We start from the raw sequence: 17,246 nt of genomic DNA on the forward strand, positions 1-17,246 counted from the left end.
TTGACATTTCCCTGCGAAGGTCGGCCGCAGCCGAGATCTGTAAATTAATACCTTAAAAAATTTGGGCTCCGAGATGATCATGGCGGCGGCAGTTGAAGGCCAGACGGCGGGGACGCGACCATGGCCGAACGCAATCCGCGTTGCCGGCGTCGACATCTTTCATGACCTCAGTGCGGCCGAGGCGACCTGGCGCAGTCTCGAGACACCGCAACACAGCTACACGCCCTATCAGCGCTTCGATTTCCTCGCCAACTGGCAACGCCAGGTCGGCGAGCGCGAGGGCCTGCGGCCCTTCATCGTCGTGGCCCATGACAGCGAACGCCGTCCGCTGCTGCTGTTGCCGCTCGCCGTCGAGCAGCGCCTGGGCGCGAGCTGCGCGAGCTTTATGGGCGGCAAGCATGCAACCTTCAACATGGCGCTGTACGACAAGGACTTCGCCGCCAACGCAACCGAGGCCGACGTCACGGCGCTGACCGGATCGATCGCCGAGCGGTCTCGCGTCGATGCGCTCGTGCTGTGTCAGCAGCCGCTGCGCTGGCAGGACCAGCCCAATCCGCTGGCGTTGCTGCCGCACCAGGCTTCGGTGAACGACTGCCCGCTGCTGGTGATCGAGCCCAGCGCAGCACCGGCGGCGCTGATCAGCAATTCGTTCCGCCGCCGCCTCAAGGGTAAGGAGCGCAAGCTGCAGGCGCTGCCCGGCTACCGCTATCATGTCGCGGCCGACAGCACTGACGTCTGCCGCCTGCTCGACTGGTTCTTCCGTGTCAAGCCGCAGCGCATGGCCGAGCAGAAATTGCCCGACGTGTTCGCCGAGCCGGGTGTCGAGCAGTTCATCCGCAGCGCCTGCCTTGCGCCGCGCGCCGACGGCAAGGGCTATGCGATCGACATCCACGCGCTGGAGTGCGACGAGGAAGTGATTGCGATCTACGCCGGCGTCTCCGACGGTCATCGATTCTCGATGATGTTCAACACCTACACGATGTCGGCCAATTCCAAGTTCAGCCCCGGCCTGATCCTGATGCGCGACATCATCGATCGTCATGCCGGCCTGAACTACCGCGCCCTTGACCTCGGCATCGGCTCGGACGAGTACAAGCGGCTGTTCTGCAAGGACGACGAAGCGATCGTCGACAGCTTCATTCCGCTCAGCCTGCGCGGCAAGCCGGCGGCGAGCGCGCTGTCTGCCATCAGCCGCGCCAAGCGCGCCGTGAAGCAAAATCCGGCACTGTTCGAAATCGCGCAGAACCTGCGCAGCATGTTCCGCTGAGTTTCAGCTCGCCACTTCACCCTGCTCTGCGCCGCCACTCGGCACGCCAAGCCGCCTCATCGCGTCGAATAGCAGCGCCGCGGCAGGTGACAGCGCACGCTTGCGCAGCTTGATCAGGCCATAATTCTCCAACAGGAGCCGGTCGCGAAGACGCAGCATCCTGAACCGCTGCGGGTCGACCAGATCGAACACCAGCATGGGAACCGGCACGATCGCGTCGATGCCGGCGGCAATTCCAACCGAGGCAAAGAACGACTCGGTGTTGATGACCCGGCGCGGTGGCGTCACGCCGCGGCTCATGAACAGCCTCTCCAGCGCCTGGCGCATGAAGGATTCCCGCGGCTGGCAAATCCACTGCTGGTCGGCCATGTCCTCAAGCTCGACGGTCTCGCGGCCGGCCAATGGATGCTCAGCACGAACCAGCAGCACCGCCTCTTCGGCACCGATCTCATAATAGTCGAATTGCCGGGGGTCGATGCCGGCCGGAATCCTGGCGACGACGAAGTCGAACTCGAGCGCGAGCAGACGCGTGATCAATGGCGGGCTGGTGCTGACATCGAGCGAGATGTTCACCCGGTTCAGCTTCTCGCCGAGATACTGGATCACGTCGACGACCAGGTCGATGCTGGGCTTGGCGACTGTTCCGACGGAGACGGTGCCGAGCTCACCGGACTTGTAGCCCGCGAACTCGTCGGTGACCTGGTCGAGATCGGCCAGCACGCTCTTGCCGCCGCGAATCAGGATCGAGCCATAGGCGGTAGGCTCGACGCCGCGCGCCGTCCGCTCAAACAGGGGAACCCGCGCGAGCGCCTCGATTTCGGCGAGCATCTTCGATGCCGCAGACTGGGTGATGTTCAATCGCTCGGCCGCCAGCTGCAGCTTGCGCTCATTGTCGAGAGCGACCAGCAGGCGTAGCTGGCGCAATTTCAGGTTATTGATCACGGCCTGCTACCATCCCGCCCGGCAAGGGCCTCTTCGTTCCGATTAGATCGGAACGGGGCTCCAGATTCTGTCCTGACGCGTCTTCTTTACGCGAACCGGTGTCCACTTCGCTGGAAAACGCTCTGGGGTTCCCGCGCTTATACCGCGGTGCATCATGACAGTTTCGCCGTGGCTCCATTCCCAAATGCCATTAGTCACGCGGCTGTCGATTACACAACAATGAATGCAATACTTGCAAGGGCAAGGCGACGGACCGCTGCGGCCGCACGAAGGTGCCGCCCGGACAGCGCGATCACCGTGCGCCGAATCGAAAAACCGGAAGGGATGGGAACGATGAGCGACGATGTCGAGAAGCGCGCAATCGGAAAGATGATGCGGCGGCTGATTCCGTTCCTCATCCTGTGTTACTTCGTGGCCTATCTCGATCGCGTCAATGTCGGCTTCGCCAAGCTGCACATGAATACGGCGCTCGGCCTCAGCGAAGCAGCCTACGGGCTCGGCGCGGGCCTGTTCTTCGTCGGCTACTTCTTCTTCGAAGTGCCCTCCAACATCCTTCTGGAGCGGTTTGGCGCGCGGCGCTGGATCGCCCGCATCATGATCAGCTGGGGCATCGTCTCGGCGGCATTCGCGTTCATCCCGCAGATGTCTGCGGCGAGCGGTCTCTCGAGCGAGTGGATCTTCTACTTCCTTCGCCTGCTGCTCGGCGCCTGCGAGGCCGGCTTCTTCCCCGGCATCATCTTCTACCTGACGCTCTGGTTCCCGACGATCTATCGGGCCCGCGTCATCAGCCTGTTCATGCTTGCGATCCCGATCTCGAGCATCATCGGGGCGCCGATCTCGGGCCTGCTGCTCAACCTGTCCGGAGGCGGTCTGACCGGGTGGCAGTGGCTGTTCATCTGCGAAGCGCTGCCGTCGGTCCTGGTCGGCTTCGCCGTGCTGGCCTTCCTGCCCGACTTCCCGCGTCAGGCGAGCTGGCTGCAGCCCGACGAGATCAAATGGGTCCAGAACACCCTTGAGATGGAGCGGCAGAAGAAGGAAGCGGTGGAGCACATCTCGGTGCTGCAATCGCTCACCGATTCGCGCGTGCTGGCCTGCGCCTTCGTCTACTTCTGCCTCAATGCCGCGAGCTACGGCGTCGCGTTCTTCCTGCCCACCATCATCAAGGCGTTTGGCGTCACCGACACCCAGACCGGCCTGATCGCAGCCCTGCCCTTCGTATTCGGCGCGGTCGGCATGGTGCTGCTCGGCCGCCATTCCGACAAGACCGGTGAGCGGCGCTACCATGTCGCCGGCGCACTCGTGCTGGCGGCAGTCGGCATCGGCCTGGCCGGACTGGTCTCAAGCCCGGTGCTGATCATCGGCCTGCTCTGCCTCGCGCAGATCGGCGTTTCGGCGGTGCCGCCGATGTTCTGGCCGATGCCGGCCAGCATTCTGAACGGCGCCTCGGCCGCGGCCGGCATTGCCGCGATCAACTCGCTCGGCAATCTGTCCGGCTTCGCGGGCCCGTTCGCAATGGGCTATCTGAAGGACCTGACTGGTGGTTTCACCGCGGGCCTGCTGCTGCTTGCGGTCGTCGGATTGATCGGCGCGCTGGTCACGATCAGGCTGCGGATCGATCCGGTGCTGGAGCGATCGATGCGCGAGCCGATGATGGCGCACTGAGGCGCCATCAGGAAGCATGTGAAGCGGCCTTCCAAAGCGAAGCGCGATGACGTCTCAAGCTGAGCTCATCGCGCCCTGGAGGTCCGGTCAGGCCGCCACCACGCGCGGACCCGCCACGACCGTTTCCGACGGCGCGCAGGGCTTGCTCAGCATCGTCACTTCGGAGAAGCCGACGGCCCTGAGCTGATCGACCATCGAGCGGCGGGCATCCTGCGCCATGCCGGCGTCGGGCACGACGACAGCTTGCGCCTTTGCGGTCAGCAGCTCGGCCGGCAGGTCGACGGCCGTGCCGGCGTCGAGCAGCACGTGGTCGTAGACCCGAAGCAGCGCGTCGATCGCAAGCGCCAGCCGCGGCGATTGCAGATGCGAGCGATCGAAGCCCGGACGCCCGGCGCCGACGATCTGAACCCGCGACTGCCGATCCTTGGTGATGATCTGTGCGAACGTCGCCTCGCCCTGCATCAATTCGGCAAGGCCGGGCGCGCCGGGATCGACCGTGGCCGCCGTCAGCGCCGGCGAGGACGCGACGAGATCAACCACCACGACCTTGGCCTGACGCGCCATCAGACGGGCCAGCGTCAGCGCGGTCAACGTGACGCTCTCGGCGGCAGCCGGGCCGAGCACCGTGACCTTGTGGGCGGCGGGACCGGCCGCGACCAGGCGCTCGGCCAGCTCATCGATCTCGTTGGCCGTCCGGGCGGACGCGGGCTGCGGCTCGCTGACGACCGGCTCATATGCAACTGCGGGTTCGGGCCTCAGATCAGGCTCCGGCGACAGGCTGGGCGCGAGCGGCGACGCGAGCTCGGGTTCAGGCGGCAGCGTCAGTGCCGGCTCGTCGACGGTTGCGGTTTCCATGACCGGCTCGCGGCGCCGGATCACTGCGGCGGCCGGCGCGAAGGCACGGCCCACCGCGCCGGGCGCGGAGACGCGCAGCAGCTCGCCGGTGATGATGATGCCGGCCGACAGCAGCAGCGTCGCCAGTGTCGCGATCAGCACGATCGGCAGCTTCTTCGGATAGGCCGGCGTGTTCGAGACCGTGGCGCGCGAGATGATACGGCCGTCGGTCGGCGCGGCCTCGATGTTCTCGCGTGCGGTCGCCTCGCGATATTTGGCGAGATAGGCTTCCAGCAGATCGCGTTGCGCCTTGGCTTCACGCTCGAACCCGCGCAGCTGCACGTCCTGGCTGTTGCTCGACGACGCCTGCCTCTTCGACTGGTCCAGGCCCGCCTGCTGCGCCTGGACGCGGGCATCGGCGACGCGGGCGTCGTTGTCGAGCGAGCGCGAAATCTTGCCGGCTTCCTCGCGCAATTGGCGGTCGAGGTCGGCGATCTGCGCCTTCAATTCCTTGATGCGCGGATGGTTGTCGAGCAGCGTCGACGACTGCTCGGCGAGCTGTGCGCGCAGCGTGCCGCGCTGTTCGGCGAGCCGGCGGATCAGCTCGGAATTGAGCACCTCCGTAGCCTCGATCGGCTTGCCGCCCTGAAGCATCTCGCGGATCAGGCGCGCCTTGGTCTCGGCATCCGCCTTCAGCGCGCGGGCATTGTTGAGCTGCGTGTTCAGCTCGCCCATCTGCTGGTTCGACAGCGGGATGTTGTTGGTGCCGACGAACAGGCTCGACTTCGAGCGGAATTCCTCGACCCGCGAATCCGCTTCCGCGACCTTGCTGCGCAGCTTGTCGATCTCGCCGAGCAGCCAGGTGCTGGCGGACTTGGCCTGGTCCTGCCGTGCCGCCTGCTGCAACACGAGATAACCGTCGGCAATCGAGTTGGCGACGCGGGCCGCGAGCTCGGGGTCCTCCGACTGGAACTCGATCACCATGACGCGCGACTTGTCGACCGCATAGGCCTGGAAGCGCTCGTAAAAGGAATCGAGCACCCGCTCTTCCGGCGTCAGGCTGAACGGGTCACGGCCGATGCCGAACAGAGCCAGCAGCGACTTCAGCGGGGAAAAGTCCCGCAGCACCGGATCGAACTCGGGGCGCTCGGCGAGCTTGTTCTTCTTGATGATGTCGCGGGCGAGATCGCGCGACAGCAACAGTTGCACCTGGCTGGTCACGGCCTCGGCGTCGAGCGAGGTGCGCTCGAGGTCGCGCTCGCCGTTCGGGCGCAGGAAGGCGTTCTCGCGGTTGTCGATCAGGATTCGCGCTTCCGACTTGTAGCGCGGCGTTATGACGTTGACGGCGGCAAGCGACACCGCAAATACGAGCACGGTCGGCACGATGATCCAGCTTCGCTTGCGCGCCAGCGCGCGCCCGAGCACATGCAGATCGAGATCTGTCGCCTCCGCTGGACGCGTCGGCTTGTCAGGAGCTGATATCGGAGAAACCGGCCTCGCAACGGCTTCGCCGGCAACGGGCGCAGACTTCGGCAACGCTCGTTGCACGACGGCCTTTTCCTTGCCTCTACGCCAGAATGCAAAACGCATAACGAACTCCCGCGGACGCCGCGATTCCATCTCAATGGCGGCGATTACAGTCCATTAAGGTTGCTGCTGGGTTAATCGGCGCGGTTGACGGATGCGGCGGCCACCACCGTTCCGTCATCGTTTATTAACCATGAGTGCCGTTAATCGACGCCGATATTGTTGCGGGATTCCTCACATGCGCGATCTGCGCGCTCCCCTCGTTTGTCTGATTGCTGCGCTCGCGCTGTCGGGCTGCATGGGCCGGACGTCGCCTGTTGCCGGTGACCCGGCCTTCGATTCGATGGCGTATGGGCAGCCAGCCTTTGCTGCGCCCGCGCCGATGGCCGTGGCCTATGCCGATCCCGCGCCGACGCGCGAGGCCTATAATCTTGGCCCCGGCGACAAGCTTCGCGTCGTGGTCTATGGCCAGGAAGGCCTGACCAATTCCTACGCGATCGATGCGGCCGGCGCGATCACGATGCCGCTGATCGGCTCGGTGCCGGCGCGCGGCCGGACGCCCGCCGGGCTTGCCGCCGAGATCACCGCACGGCTGCGCAACGGCTTCATCCGCGAGCCTTCGGTGGCGGTCGAGATCGAATCCTACCGGCCGTTCTTCATCCTCGGTGAGGTCGCAGCCCCCGGCCAGTATCCCTACGTACCCAACATGACGGTCGAGAGCGCGGTGGCGATCGCCGGCGGCTTCTCGCCGCGCGCCCGGCGCGACGAGGTCACCCTCACCCATACCGATGCATCGGGCGCCGGCCGTTTTGACGTTCCCTTGGGCACGCCGATCGGGCCCGGCGACACCGTCTTCGTCGGCGAACGCTGGTTCTGATCGATGGCACAGGATCAAAATCAGGAACGGCCGCTGCGCATCCTGCACGTCGTCCGCGCCCCGGTCGGCGGCATCATCCGTCACATCCTCGATGTCGCCAACGGCCAGATCGAACGTGGTCACCATGTCGGCATCGTCGCCGACAGCCTGACCGGCGGCACGCGGGCCGATGCGGTCCTCGCCGAGATCGAACCGCGCCTCAAGCTCGGGGTCCACCGGGTGGCGATACGCCGCGAGCCGCGCTTCGCCGACTTCATGGTCTGGGCGCATATCGCCAGCCTGATCCGCAAACTGAAACCCGATGTCGTGCACGGCCACGGCGCCAAGGCCGGCGCCTATGTCCGGCTGCGGCGGCGGTCGAACAAGGTGATCCGGGTCTACACGCCGCATGGCGGCTCGCTGCACTACCCGCTCGACACCTGGAAGGGCCGCTTCTACAGCCAGCTCGAGCGCACGCTGATGAACAGCACCGACCTGTTTCTGTTCGAGAGCGCGTTTGCCCGCGACACCTATCAGCGTACCGTGGGCAAGCCCTCAGGTCTCGTCCGCTGCGTCTTCAACGGCGTCACGTCGGAGGAATTCGAACCGGTCGCCAAGGCCGACGACGCCTCCGACGTGGCCTATGTCGGCGAATTCCGGCGCATCAAGGGCGCCGACCTCCTGATCGATGCGGTGGCGAAACTGCGCGCCGAGGGCAAGCCGGTGACGCTGACGCTCGGTGGCGACGGCGAGGAGTTCGAACGGCTCAAGGAGCAGGTGAAGCGGCTGTCGCTCGGCGAGGCCGTCCGCTTCATCGGCCACGTCAAGGCGCGCTACGGCTTCTCGAAGGGCAGCATTCTCGTGGTTCCGTCACGGGGCGATTCGATGCCTTATGTGGTGATCGAGGCCGGCGCGGCGGGAATTCCGATGATCGCCGCCAATGTCGGCGGCATCCCGGAGATCTTCGATACCCACACCGACGCGCTGTTCGCGCCCAGCAACGCCGGCGCGATGGCCGACGCCATCAAGGCTGCACTCGACAATCCCGCCGCGACCGCGGCGCGCGCCGCGCAACTGCGCGAACGCATTTCCGAACATTTCTCGCAGGGTGCGATGGTCGAGGGCGTGCTGGCCGGCTATCGCGACGCATTTGCCAAACATTAACCATTTCTTACACACGTAACCGTTTCTTCCGATTTGTCCCCTTAAGTCACGTCCGGGGGAATTTCACTGCTGCGCGCGGATGCTCATCTGCAAGCACAGGAACGGACGTGGACTCGTGGAACCGTTTAACGCACGCTTGATGCTGGATGCCGCTGCGTCTGCGACGGCCGCTCAGCCGCAGGTCGAACGCCGCCGCCGCCTGTCGCCGGCCGCGCTCGCCGTGACCAATCAAAAAGTTCGCAGCGCCTACTCACCGGTCGTAATCGCCGGCGTGGTTCGCCTCGCCGATTTCGTGCTGCTCAGCCTGGTCGGCGTCGGGCTCTATCTCGCCTATGTCAGGCCGCTCGCCGGCGGCATCCACTGGGGATACATCGGTTCGATCCTCGGCATGTCGGCTGCGGCGGTGGTCTGCTTCCAGGCCGCCGACATCTATCAGGTGCAGATCTTCCGCGGCCAGCTCCGCCAGATGACGCGGATGATCTCGTCATGGGCCGTCGTGTTCCTGCTGTTCATCGGCGTCTCCTTCCTGGCCAAGCTCGGCGGCGAGGTGTCGCGGGTCTGGCTGTCGTCGTTCTTCTGTGTCGGCCTTGCGGTGCTGATCGCCGAGCGGCTGGCGCTGCGCTCGATGGTGCGCGCCTGGGCGCATGACGGCCGGCTCGACCGCCGCACCATCATCGTCGGCGCCGACCAGAACGGCGAGAAGCTGATCGAGGCGCTGAACGCCGACGACGACACGGATATCCACGTGCTCGGCGTGTTCGACGACCGCAATGACGCCCGCGCCATGGACACTTGCGCCGGCTCACCGAAGCTCGGCAAGGTCGACGACATCGTCGAGTTCGCCCGCCGCACCCGCGTCGATCTTGTGCTGTTCGCGCTGCCGATCTCGGCGGAGACCCGCATCCTGGAAATGCTGAAGAAGCTCTGGGTGCTGCCGGTCGACATCCGACTGTCGGCCCATACCAACAAGCTGCGCTTCCGCCCCCGCTCCTATTCCTATCTCGGCAAGGTGCCGACGCTCGACGTGTTCGAGGCGCCTATCACCGACTGGGATCTGGTGCTGAAATGGCTATTCGACCGTGTGGTCGGCGGCCTGGCCTTGCTTGCGGCACTGCCGGTGCTCGGACTGGTGGCGCTTGCGGTGAAGCTCGACAGCCCCGGCCCGGTGCTGTTCCGCCAGAAGCGCTTCGGATTCAACAATGAGCGGATCGACGTCTACAAGTTCCGCTCGCTCTACCATCACCAGGCCGATCCGACCGCCTCCAAGGTCGTGACCAAGAACGATCCGCGCGTCACCCGCGTCGGCCGCTTCATCCGCAAGTCCTCGCTCGACGAATTGCCCCAGCTGTTCAATGTGGTACTGAAGGGCAATCTCTCGCTGGTCGGCCCGCGTCCGCACGCCGTGCAGAGCAAGCTGGAGAACCGCCTGTTCGACGAGGCCGTCGACGGCTACTTCGCCCGCCACCGCGTCAAGCCCGGCATCACCGGCTGGGCGCAGATCAACGGCTGGCGCGGCGAGGTCGACACCGACGAGAAGATCCAGAAGCGCGTCGAATACGACCTCTATTACATCGAGAACTGGTCGGTGCTGTTCGACCTCTACATCCTGCTCAAGACCCCGTTCTCGCTGCTGACCAAGAGCGAGAACGCGTACTGAGAATTGAACTAACCACCGTCATTGCGAGCGAAGCGAAGCAATCCATATCGCAGCTCGGGGATAGGTGGATTGCGTCGCCGCTTCGCTTCTCGCAATGACGAAGCGATGTATTGAGTGTTTTGTACCGCGTTGCGTGAGTATCCGATGGCCTATGCGGCGACAGCCGGGACGTCCCATTCGCCGGCATCAGCACCGCCAGGCGTGCTGGCGCTGCAGCGGGCGCTGGTGTGGCTCGCCGGCACGTCGATCGCCATCGTGTTCATCGAGCCGAGCCCGTATGAACTCGTCACGCTGACCGCCTGCGTGCTGTTCTTTGCGACGGGCCTGCGCATGCAGCTCGTGTTCATGCCGCTGCTGTTCGCGCTGATCGTGCTCAATGTCGGCTACAGCATCGGCGCGGTACCGTTCCTCGACAAGCCGGAGGTGGTCAACTGGGTCCTCACCTCCTGGTACATGGCCGTCACCGTCATCTTCTTCGCGATGGTGATGTCGGAGGATACCGAAGCGCGGCTCGACATGCTGCGCCGCGGCCTGATCGTCGGCGCGATGATCGCCTCGCTCGCGGGCATCGCCGGCTACTTCCATCTGGTGCCCGGCGGCTATGATCTGCTGACGCTGTATGACCGTGCCCGCGGCACCTTCAAGGATCCGAACGTGCTCGGCGCGTTCCTGATCCTGCCGGCGCTGTTCACACTGCAAAGCGTGGTCACCGACCGCTTCGGCAAGGCGTTCCGCAACGCCATCGCCTTCGGCATCATCTCGCTTGCGATCCTGCTGTCGTTCTCCCGCGCGGCCTGGGGCGGCCTGATCGTCACCGCGGCCTTCATGCTGGCGCTGATGGTGTTCACCAGCCGGTCGCAGGCGCAGCGCTCGCGCATCATCGTGATGACCCTGATCGCCGCGATCCTGGCCGTTGCGCTGGTCGCGGTGCTGCTGTCGATCGGCTCGGTCGCCGACATGTTCAAGCAGCGCGCGAGCTTCGACCAGAGTTACGACGAAGGCCGCTTCGGCCGGTTCGGCCGCCACATCCTCGGCGCCCAGATGGCGCTCGAGCTGCCGTTCGGCATTGGGCCGCTGCAATTCCACACCTACTTCCCCGAGGACACCCACAATTCGTTCCTCAACGCCTTCATGTCGGGCGGCTGGATCTCGGGCATCTGTTATCCGGCGCTGGTGTTCGTCAGCGCGATCATCGGCTTCCGCTACATCTACAAGCGAGTGCCGTGGCAACGCGACTATCTCGCGATCTTCTCGGCATTCCTCGGCATCGCCGGCGAGAGCTTCATCATCGATACCGACCATTGGCGGCACTTCTGGATGATGCTGGGCACGATGTGGGGCATGTACGCGGCGACCGAGCGCACCCGCGCGACACCGGCCGAGGTCAGCGGCGAGATTTCGGCGGCAGCTTGAGCTCGGCGCGCTGCTCCGGCGGCATGTCGATCACAGCCTTCAATGCGCCGGTCGCCTCCAGCACGCCCTTGTAGCCGTCATTGGCGAAGCGCAGCAGCAGGCGCAGTTCGTCGTCGCTGTAGCGGCCCCAGAGCTTGAGCATCGCCTCCTGCATCGGCACGTAGAACTTGCCGATCTCCGCCGCCTTCTCCTCAACGACCGAGATGAAGACCTTGCGGCGGTCGCTCTCGTCCCGCTCGCGGCGCACGTAACCCGCCTTCTCCAGTCGATCGACCACGCCGGTGATCGCGCCGGTGGTCAGCCCGGTGACTTCGGCGAGACGTCCCGCAGTCACGCGCCCTTCAAGGTGGAGGATATCCATGCATTCCATGTCGGAATTGGAAATTCCGGCCATGTTTGCAACGGCTTGGCCGTACATCACGCCCTGCGCGGATGACCGGCGCATCGCCTCCTCGAGTTCCTGCATCAGCGCTGCGCGCGACTTCGCACTTGACAAAGCTGCTCCTGTCTCTTACTTGCCTAATATCTTATCTTCTAAGATAATTAGCAACTGACCTTTCGTACCCCACACGGATGCATGGAGCAAGGCATGACCTCACGTCCCCGTAAAGCTCTGATCATCGGCGCCGGCATCGCAGGTCCGGTGACCGCGATGTTCCTGACCCGCGCCGGCATCGAGGCCGAGCTCTATGAAGCATGGCCCTACTCCACCGGGATCGGCGGGGGCTTGCAGATCGCGCCGAACGGCATGCATGTGCTGGCGGAGCTCGGCCTCGCCGACGAACTGATCCGCAGCGGCTCGGTCGCGGAGTCCTTCGATTTCTATTCGCAGGCCGGCAAGAAGCTCGGCTCGCTCAACCAGAACATGCAGCAGCGCTTCGGCCAGCCCGCGGTCAACATGTGCCGCGCGACCCTGAACGAGACGCTGATCGACAAGGCCTGGGCCTCCAACGTCTCGGTGTTCTTCGAGAAGAAGCTGGTGAAGATCGAGGATCGCGGCGACCAGCCGGTCATCGCCTATTTCAACGACGGCACCATTGCCGAGGGCGATTTCGTGATCGGCGCCGACGGCGTGCATTCGGCAGTGCGGCGGCACGTGATCCCCGATGGCCCGACGCCGTTCGACACCGGGCTGATCGGCTTCGGCGGCTTCGTGCCGCGGGCCATGTTCGAGCGCCTGTCGATCGGTCAGAAGGTTGAGACGACGTTCGGGCAAAGCGGCTTCTTCGGCTACGGCCTGTGCAGCCCCGATCCGGACACGGGTGGGATGTGGTGGAGCACGCAGCCGTCGCACGGCATGACCGCGGCGGCCTACCGGCTGCAGAGCCAGGACGCGATCAGGCAGCATCTGCGCGACTTCCACGCCGGCTGGCATGCGCCGATCCCCGAGATCATCGAGGCCGCCGAGAATATCGTGGTGACCGACACGCTCGATGTCGCGACGTTGCCGACCTGGTCGCGCAAGCGCACGCTCCTGATCGGCGATGCCGCGCACGCCACCAGCCCGCATGCCGGCCAGGGCGCGTCGCTGGCGCTCGAGGACGCCCTGCGGCTCGGCATGCTGATGCGCGACGGCCAGGAGCTCGGCATGACGTTCCAGGCCTTCGAGCACGAGCGGCGGCCGCGCGCCGAGAAGATCGTGGCGATCGCCCGCCGCAACGGCAACAGCAAGCGCGAGTTCGGCCCGACCGGCGCCTGGCTGCGCGATCACCTGCTGAAGCTGCTGCTGCCGGTGTCGTCCAAGGGCATGGACTTCATGTACGCCTACAACCCGCGCGCGGCAGCTTAGCCTCGGCTGTCATCACCCGCGCATGCGGGTGATCCAGTATTCCAGAGACAGCAGTGCCTGACCCGAGAGGCCGCGGCGTACTGGATCGCCCGGTCGAGCCCGGGCGATGACATCGATGGTGGTGACGCGAACTTACTTCTCGACCTCAAACGTCAGCCCGGCGTGATCGACCAGGCGCTTGATCAGCTTGTGCTGCATCGCCGCTCCCGGCGTCCAGAAGCCGGCGGCGACGCCGGGCGTGTCGCGCAACAGGCAGATCGCGCATTCCGAGATCATCTTCGAGGTCGAGCCGTAGCCGGGGTCGCGATCGCCCTTGATGCCGGCGCGGACCATGCGGCCGTCGGGCGCGACCGCGAGATAGAGCAGATCGTAGCGGCCGTTCTCGCGCTCTTCCTTCGACGGTCCCTCGCCCGGCTTCGGCGCGCCCGGACCGGTCTTCTCGGAATTCAGCGCCATCACGCGCTTGGCGTTGGCTTCGCCCTTCTCGCCCGGACCGGTCAGGACCATCTCGTCGTAGACGAACTCCTTGCCGTAGGGAAAGCCCATCAGCATGTTGGAGCGATGCACGTTGCGCGTGTTGATCAGCGCCATCATGAACGGCGCGGTCCATGAGTGCAGGTCGTCCTCATAGGCCGGCTTGCTGCCGCGCGGCTGCCTCACGCCCTCGAAGCCCGGCGTCAATGCGAACGGGTTGTTGAGGATCGCGACCAGGCTCAGATCCTTGGCGACCGCATCGAAGGTGGCCTTGGCGCTCGCGGCCGTGCCGCCGGACAGCGTGCCGCGCATGTCGCGCACGCGGCCCTTGACGCGCTGCGCCGGCGCACCGAACACCCGCTTGGCTTCCTCCTGGACGAAGAAGGCGCCGAGCTCGAACGGCACCGAGTCGAAGCCGCAGGAGAACACGATCCGCGCACCGCTGGCCTTTGCGGCCGCCTCGTGCTTGTCGATCATCTGCCGCATCCAGACCGGCTCGCCGCAGAGATCGAAATAGTCGGTGCCGCTGTCCACGCAGGCCGCGATCAGCTCATTGCCGTAGAGCTGATACGGACCGACCGTCGAGATCACAGACTTGGTCTGCGCCAGCATCGCCTTCAGCGACGCGGCGTCGCCGGCATCGGCAACGATCAGCGGCGTGTCGGCGGGCGCGCCGATCGCATCACGGACCGAGGCGAGCTTGTCCTTGCTGCGCCCGGCCATCGCCCATTTCAGGCTGCCGTCGCGATAATTCGCCGCGAGATATTCGGCGACGAGCTGGCCGGTGAAGCCGGTTGCGCCATAAACGACGATGTCGAGTTTCGACGAGGACATGGATCGGGCTCCCTGCGCAGCAAAATGGGCGCCCCTTTTGTCATCGCGGGCGCGGCGACGCAATCCAGTATTTCCTGCCGCTATTTCTTGCAGCTACTTCTTGGCATAGGACACGCCCATGCCGGCGCGGACGTCGGCCTGGATGCCATAGGGTGCGATCGGGTAGCGCAGGCCGTCCTTGGCGAGCTGCTTCATCCCCGCAATCGCCTTCACCAGATAGGCCGGCGGCAGCGCCATCAGCATCTCCTCGTCGGGCACGCCGCCATAGCGGCGCTCGGCGAAGCACGGCAGCGACAGGCTCGGCTCGCCGGTCTTCAGCGCCCGGCCCCACGAATCCGCGCACGCGGTTTCGCCAACCACGCCCCACTCGAACTTCTTGTAGCCGGTGTACTGCAGTCCGTTGATCAGGATGATCATCTGTCCCGGCGTCGCGTAGACGAGGCAGATGTCGGGCGGATTGAGACGTCCGCTTGTCAGCGGGCTCACCGCCATCGCCTGGTACTGGCCGTAAGGCACCACGTCGAGTGCCTCCTGGCGCTTGCGTGCGTCTTCTGCCGTGCCGTGCCAGACGCCGACATAATTCTCGCCGGCAAGCCACTTCTCGTCCTGCGGCGCGAGCCCGATCACCGCGCGGCATTGCGCGCCGACCAGATCATCGCCGGTGATGCCGACGGTCCAGCCAAGCCGCGAGGCCATGCTGACGATCTGGTCCGTGGTGTGAACCGCGGACGGACGGCGGATCTTCGCGATCGCCTCCATCTCCTCGACGCGTGCGAACATCTTGATGCCGATGACCGTGGTCTTCAGCCGCAGCAGGTTGTTCAGGTCGGCCACGATTGCGGAGAGGTCGAACTGTTCCGGCGGTGTCTGCTGTTGCATGGCGAAAACTCCCGTGATCGGCGGCTTGGCGCCGCCTGTTGATTTGATGTTAGCCGGATTGGCCGAGGGAAGCGACAAGCTCGTGGTGCGGCTCAACGTGCGGCCGGTCCCGGCAGCAAATCGTCGGTCTTGCCCGCCAGATGATAGGCAACCAGCCCGATCCACTCCCGCGCGCCGAGATCGGTGCGCGACAGGCCGTCGATCGCAAGCGTCGCGAGACCCATGACATTGCCGACGCGCCAATCGACCGGATAGGCCTCGACCTTGAATCCCGCCTTGCGGAACAGCCCGACCGACCGCGGCATATGATAGGCCGACGTCACGAGCAGCCAGCGCTCGCCCGGCTTGGGATCGACCAGCGCCTTGGAGAACTCGGCGTTCTCCACCGTGTTGCGCGAGCGGCGCTCGATGATCAATCGCGATTTGGCAATGCCGAGGCTCTCGAACATCTCGGCGGCGTAGTCGGCTTCGCGCGCGTCGTTCGAGATCAGGTTCGCGCTGCCGCCCGTGAACACGAGGCGCGCGTTCGGATATCTGCGCGCGAGCGCCGCCGCCGCGATGACGCGATCCGCCGCAGTGCGCACCACCGGCGCGCCATGCGCAACCGACAGATCGGCATCGATCGAGCCGCCGAGCACGATGATGCCGTCGGGCGCGCCGCGCGAAGCGTCCCATGGCGGGAAACGCTGCTCCAGGATGGAGATCAGGACATTGCCGAGCGGCGAGAAGCCGCAGATCGCGAGCAGCAGCGCTGACGCCACCATCAACCTGCGGCCGAGCCGGGCAAACCGCGTCAGCAGCAGAACGGCGCCGATCACGCCGATACCGATCAGGAAATTGATCGGCAGCAGCATGATGCCGAGCGTCTTGGAGAGCACAAAAAACAAGGGAAGCCTCTACGAAGTTCTGCTACAGCGTCATACGCTGCCGGGGATGCAATAAAAAGAAGTCACATGACCCATCATCATCTGAAATCCAGTCCCGAAACCTGCCATTGGGGCTTCTTCGAAGCAAAGCTGAGACCGGTCCTGACCATTGCGAGCGGCGACGAGGTCACGATCGAGACCGTCAGCGGCGGCCCCGACGTGGTGCCGGACCGCGGCAAGTTCTATGTGCCGACAGAGCTCGACGACATTCATGCGAAGAGTGAGCGGATGGTGCCCGGGCACATCCTGACCGGCCCGATCGCGGTCAGCGGCGCCGAGCCCGGCGACGTGCTCGAGGTCGATATTCTCGACGTCCAGCTCCGGCAGGACTGGGGCTACAATCTGATCAAGCCGCTGTCCGGCACCCTGCCCGACGATTTCCACGAGACCCGCATCCTCAACATCCCGCTCGATCGCGCACGCATGGTCGGCCGCATGCCGTGGGGGCTCGACCTGCCGCTGAAGCCGTTCTTCGGCGTGATGGGCGTGTCGCCGCCGCCGGCCTGGGGCCGCATCTCCTCGCTGATCCCGCGTGCGATGGGCGGCAATCTCGACAACAAGGAGCTCGGGGCCGGCGCCAAGCTGTACCTGCCGGTGTTCGCGCCGGGCGCGCTGTTCTCCTGCGGCGACGGCCATGGCGTGCAGGGTGACGGCGAGGTCTGCGTCACCGCGATCGAGACCGCGCTCACCGGCCGCTTCCGCCTGACCCTGCGCAAGGACCTCAAGCTCGCCTATCCACGCGCCGAGTCCGCCGACCATTACATGACCATGGCGATGGATCCCGATCTCGACCAGTGCGTGGTGCGGGCGCTGCGCGACATGATCGTGCTGCTCGGCGAGAAGCGCAATCTGTCGCGCGAGGACGCCTATACGCTGTGCAGCCTGGCCGCCGACCTGCGCGTCACGCAGACCGTCAACGGCTCCAAGGGCATTCACTGCATGATCGCCAAATCAGTCGTTCACGGCTGACGGCCGGTCGATAAGCCGCACTTGTGTTCCGCAAGTGCGGCTCGATACAATCC

The 17,246-nt window shown here is 65.3% G+C and carries 14 protein-coding genes; 8 read left to right on the forward strand and 6 right to left on the reverse strand.

Annotation, left to right across the window (positions count from 1 at the left end):
* Positions 1-73 precede the first annotated feature (73 nt).
* Positions 74-1,267, forward strand: coding sequence for a GNAT family N-acetyltransferase (locus tag ACOIX3_RS22075; protein ID WP_420964261.1), 1,194 nt, complete (start codon positions 74-76; stop codon positions 1,265-1,267).
* Positions 1,268-1,270: 3 nt separating this feature from the next.
* On the opposite strand, the gene ACOIX3_RS22080 is transcribed toward ACOIX3_RS22075, so the two are convergent.
* On the reverse strand, positions 1,271-2,209 hold the full coding sequence (locus ACOIX3_RS22080) for a LysR family transcriptional regulator (RefSeq protein WP_420964262.1): 939 nt from the start codon (positions 2,207-2,209) through the stop codon (positions 1,271-1,273).
* A gap of 324 nt (positions 2,210-2,533) precedes the next feature.
* Between ACOIX3_RS22080 and ACOIX3_RS22085 the strand changes: the two genes are divergently transcribed.
* Positions 2,534-3,871 carry an MFS transporter gene (locus tag ACOIX3_RS22085; RefSeq protein WP_420964263.1) on the forward strand — a complete coding sequence of 446 codons (1,338 nt, stop codon included), beginning with the start codon at positions 2,534-2,536 and terminating at the stop codon, positions 3,869-3,871.
* Between the two features lie 87 nt (positions 3,872-3,958).
* On the opposite strand, the gene ACOIX3_RS22090 is transcribed toward ACOIX3_RS22085, so the two are convergent.
* Positions 3,959-6,295 (reverse strand): GumC family protein, encoded by a 2,337-nt coding sequence (locus ACOIX3_RS22090; RefSeq protein ID WP_420964264.1) that lies wholly within the window; start codon positions 6,293-6,295, stop codon positions 3,959-3,961.
* Between the two features lie 175 nt (positions 6,296-6,470).
* On the opposite strand from ACOIX3_RS22090, the gene ACOIX3_RS22095 reads away from it, so the two are divergent.
* From ACOIX3_RS22095 to ACOIX3_RS22110, 4 genes are all read left to right on the forward strand, one after another.
* Entirely contained in the window at positions 6,471-7,109 is a 639-nt protein-coding gene (locus tag ACOIX3_RS22095) for a polysaccharide biosynthesis/export family protein (RefSeq protein ID WP_420964265.1), read from the forward strand.
* Between the two features lie 3 nt (positions 7,110-7,112).
* Entirely contained in the window at positions 7,113-8,252 is a 1,140-nt protein-coding gene (locus ACOIX3_RS22100; protein ID WP_420964266.1) for a glycosyltransferase family 4 protein, read from the forward strand.
* Positions 8,253-8,367: 115 nt separating this feature from the next.
* Complete coding sequence (locus tag ACOIX3_RS22105; protein WP_420964267.1) at positions 8,368-9,909, forward strand: undecaprenyl-phosphate glucose phosphotransferase; 1,542 nt, start codon at positions 8,368-8,370, stop codon at positions 9,907-9,909.
* A 144-nt stretch (positions 9,910-10,053) separates the two neighbouring features.
* Entirely contained in the window at positions 10,054-11,322 is a 1,269-nt protein-coding gene (locus tag ACOIX3_RS22110) for an O-antigen ligase family protein (RefSeq protein ID WP_420964268.1), read from the forward strand.
* Here the strand turns inward: ACOIX3_RS22110 and ACOIX3_RS22115 are convergent.
* Positions 11,294-11,767: a MarR family transcriptional regulator gene (locus tag ACOIX3_RS22115; protein ID WP_420971776.1), complete on the reverse strand. Its 474-nt coding sequence runs from the start codon at positions 11,765-11,767 to the stop codon at positions 11,294-11,296. The two genes, ACOIX3_RS22110 and ACOIX3_RS22115, sit on opposite strands and share 29 nt — an antisense overlap.
* Positions 11,768-11,911: 144 nt before the next feature.
* Here ACOIX3_RS22115 and ACOIX3_RS22120 point away from each other — a divergent pair, with 144 nt between their 5' ends.
* Positions 11,912-13,111, forward strand: a complete 1,200-nt coding sequence (locus tag ACOIX3_RS22120; protein ID WP_420964269.1) for an FAD-dependent monooxygenase — start codon at positions 11,912-11,914, stop codon at positions 13,109-13,111.
* A gap of 132 nt (positions 13,112-13,243) precedes the next feature.
* Here ACOIX3_RS22120 and ACOIX3_RS22125 read toward each other — a convergent pair whose 3' ends face one another.
* The 3 genes from ACOIX3_RS22125 to ACOIX3_RS22135 form a co-directional block, all read right to left on the reverse strand.
* Entirely contained in the window at positions 13,244-14,419 is a 1,176-nt protein-coding gene (locus ACOIX3_RS22125) for a saccharopine dehydrogenase family protein (protein ID WP_420964270.1), read from the reverse strand.
* A 93-nt stretch (positions 14,420-14,512) separates the two neighbouring features.
* Entirely contained in the window at positions 14,513-15,298 is a 786-nt protein-coding gene (locus ACOIX3_RS22130; protein WP_420964271.1) for a DUF169 domain-containing protein, read from the reverse strand.
* A gap of 92 nt (positions 15,299-15,390) precedes the next feature.
* Positions 15,391-16,185 (reverse strand): YdcF family protein, encoded by a 795-nt coding sequence (locus ACOIX3_RS22135; protein WP_420964272.1) that lies wholly within the window; start codon positions 16,183-16,185, stop codon positions 15,391-15,393.
* A 66-nt stretch (positions 16,186-16,251) separates the two neighbouring features.
* Here ACOIX3_RS22135 and ACOIX3_RS22140 point away from each other — a divergent pair, with 66 nt between their 5' ends.
* On the forward strand, positions 16,252-17,193 hold the full coding sequence (locus tag ACOIX3_RS22140) for an acetamidase/formamidase family protein (protein WP_420964273.1): 942 nt from the start codon (positions 16,252-16,254) through the stop codon (positions 17,191-17,193).
* Positions 17,194-17,246 lie beyond the last annotated feature (53 nt).

Source organism: Bradyrhizobium sp. B120 (assembly GCF_049075665.1).
In the GTDB taxonomy this organism is placed as follows: domain Bacteria; phylum Pseudomonadota; class Alphaproteobacteria; order Rhizobiales; family Xanthobacteraceae; genus Bradyrhizobium.

Bases quoted from the DNA above. Each gene is read 5' to 3' on its own strand.
- ACOIX3_RS22075 (WP_420964261.1), top strand. From the start codon at position 74: ATGATCATGGCGGCGGCAGTTGAAGGCCAGACGGCGGGGACGCGACCA.
- ACOIX3_RS22085 (WP_420964263.1), top strand. From the start codon at position 2,534: ATGGGAACGATGAGCGACGATGTCGAGAAGCGCGCAATCGGAAAGATG.
- ACOIX3_RS22090 (WP_420964264.1), bottom strand. From the start codon at position 6,295: ATGCGTTTTGCATTCTGGCGTAGAGGCAAGGAAAAGGCCGTCGTGCAA.
- ACOIX3_RS22095 (WP_420964265.1), top strand. From the start codon at position 6,471: ATGCGCGATCTGCGCGCTCCCCTCGTTTGTCTGATTGCTGCGCTCGCG.
- ACOIX3_RS22100 (WP_420964266.1), top strand. From the start codon at position 7,113: ATGGCACAGGATCAAAATCAGGAACGGCCGCTGCGCATCCTGCACGTC.
- ACOIX3_RS22110 (WP_420964268.1), top strand. From the start codon at position 10,054: ATGGCCTATGCGGCGACAGCCGGGACGTCCCATTCGCCGGCATCAGCA.
- ACOIX3_RS22115 (WP_420971776.1), bottom strand. From the start codon at position 11,767: ATGCGCCGGTCATCCGCGCAGGGCGTGATGTACGGCCAAGCCGTTGCA.
- ACOIX3_RS22120 (WP_420964269.1), top strand. From the start codon at position 11,912: ATGACCTCACGTCCCCGTAAAGCTCTGATCATCGGCGCCGGCATCGCA.
- ACOIX3_RS22125 (WP_420964270.1), bottom strand. From the start codon at position 14,419: ATGTCCTCGTCGAAACTCGACATCGTCGTTTATGGCGCAACCGGCTTC.
- ACOIX3_RS22130 (WP_420964271.1), bottom strand. From the start codon at position 15,298: ATGCAACAGCAGACACCGCCGGAACAGTTCGACCTCTCCGCAATCGTG.
- ACOIX3_RS22140 (WP_420964273.1), top strand. From the start codon at position 16,252: ATGACCCATCATCATCTGAAATCCAGTCCCGAAACCTGCCATTGGGGC.